1 protein-coding gene is annotated in these 2,258 nt (G+C 29.8%); it reads right to left on the reverse strand.

The annotated features are described in order from the left end of the window. Positions 1–134: 134 nt before the first annotated feature. The gene (locus U9R42_10870) at positions 135–2,081 is read right to left on the reverse strand and encodes an ABC-F family ATP-binding cassette domain-containing protein (protein ID MEA3496527.1); all 1,947 of its coding nucleotides are present in this window, start codon (positions 2,079–2,081) and stop codon (positions 135–137) included. Positions 2,082–2,258 lie beyond the last annotated feature (177 nt).

Genomic DNA, 2,258 nt, shown 5'->3' on the forward strand with positions numbered 1-2,258 from the left:
ATGGGGCAAGCAAAGAACGCAAAGAGATTTTTATTATCTGTTTATTCATAACTTTTAGTTTTTAGCTTTTAGTTTTTAACTCTAAGTACTTTAGGCACTCTAGGCACTTTAAGTACTTCTTTTAGTTCTTCAGTCTAATCTAACTTGTCAGAAAGTTCTCCCCAGTTATTCATAGTTTGTTCTAGTTGGTTTTTTAGTGAATCGTAGTGAGTGGTGGTTTTATTGGCTTTTTCAATGTTATCGTAAAAATCAGAAGATTGCATTTTTTTTTCAATTTCTTTGATTTCGTTTTCTATTTTTTCAATTTTCTTTTCCAGATTTTTAATAGAGTTTTTTAGCTTTCTTAACTTCTTTTCTTGATTTTTATCTTCAAGGTATCTTTGCTTGTTTGACTTATTGCTTTTATCCTTTTTGCTATTAAAATTCTTTTTGTTAAAAATATCTCCTGCTTCAAAATCTCGAAATGTTTCAACTTTATGTTTATCCAAAAATTCATTTATTGGACCTATGTGTTCTTTAATTCCTTTATCAGTAAATTCAAAAGTTTTTTCTGTTAAGTTTTGAAGAAAATCCCTGTCGTGAGAAACAATTATTAGTGTTCCGTTGTATTGTAAAAGTGCTTGTTTTAAAATATTTTTTGAACTTATATCAAGATGGTTTGTTGGTTCATCAAGTATTAAAAGATTTATAGGTTTTAAAAGTAGTTTTGCTATGGCAAGCCGTGATTTCTCTCCTCCCGAAAGTACTTTTACTTTTTTATCAATGTCATTTTCTGTAAAAAGAAAAGCTCCTAAAAGACCTCTTGTTTTTGCAATGTTCGACCAATCTCCTGTTGCTTGATTTTGGATTGTGTCAAGTACTGTAATGCTTTCATCAAGAGTATTTTCCTGCACTTGGGCATAATATCCAACTTCCACATTATAACCTGTTTGTAAATGATTGTCAAAATCAATTTCTCCATTTATCATTTTAATAAGTGTAGTTTTTCCTTCACCGTTTTTACCTACAAAAGCAATTCTTTCACCAATGCTTATATGGAATTCAAGATTTTGTAGAATAGTTTTATCTCCATAGCTTTTACTTGCATTTATTGCTTCAACAACTACTTTTCCAGAACGAGGAGCAGTAGGGAATTTTATATTTATTTCCGAATTATTTGATTCGTCAAGTTCTACACGATCAATCTTTTCGAGCTGTTTTATTTTTGATTTTACTTGCTTTGCCTTAGTGTTTTTTGCCCTGAAACGTTCAATAAATCTTTCTTGTTGTTTAATGAATTGTTCTTGATTTTGGGCTGTGGCAATTTGTGAATCAAGCCTTTCCTGACGAGCAATCAGAAATTTTGTAAATGTTAATTTGTAATCATAAATTTTACCATTAATAATTTCTATGGTACGATTACAAACATTATCCAAAAACATTCTATCGTGGGAAACAAGCATTACCGCTCCACCATAGTTTATCAAAAAATTTTCTATCCAAATTATTGATTCAATGTCAAGATGATTTGTAGGTTCATCAAGTAGAAGTAGCTCGGGTTTTCTTAAAAGGATTTTTGATAATTCTACTCTCATTTGCCAACCACCGCTAAACTCACTCATTTTTCTGTCAAAATCATTTTCTACAAATCCCAAACCTTTTAATATTTTTTCTACATTTCCTTTTCTTTTATTTGCATCAAAATAATTTACTCTTTCCAATTTGGAATTTAAGTTGTTTAGTAATTTTTCATAACTCTTAGATTGATAATCTTTTCTGATGGCAATTTCATTTTGGATTTCTTTTAACTCATCTTCAATCTCATCAATTTCTTTAAATGCAGTAATAGCTGTTTCGTAAATAGTTTTTGAGCTGTCAATTTTTAGTTCTTGTGGTAAATATCCTATTGTTTGCCCTTCAGGAATTACAACTTTTCCGCTTTCCTGCTTTTGAATTCCTGCAATTATATTTAATAATGATGTTTTTCCTGCACCGTTTTTTCCAATTAATCCTATACGATCTTTTGGATTAATGTTAAATGAAATATTACTAAATATCTCTACTGAAGAAAATTGTAAGGATAATCCTGAAACTGAAATCATGTTTTGTTAAGTCAATTTTTTTTAAAAGTGCAAAGATAGGAAGAATGAAGTTCAGGATACAAGATTCAGGATACAAGATTCAGGATACAAGATTCAGGATACAAGATTCAGGATACAAGATTCAGGATACAAGATTCAGGATACAAGATTCAGGATACAAGATTCAGGATACAAGAT

Source organism: Bacteroidota bacterium (assembly GCA_034723125.1).
Classification (GTDB): Bacteria; Bacteroidota; Bacteroidia; order CAILMK01; family JAAYUY01; genus JAYEOP01.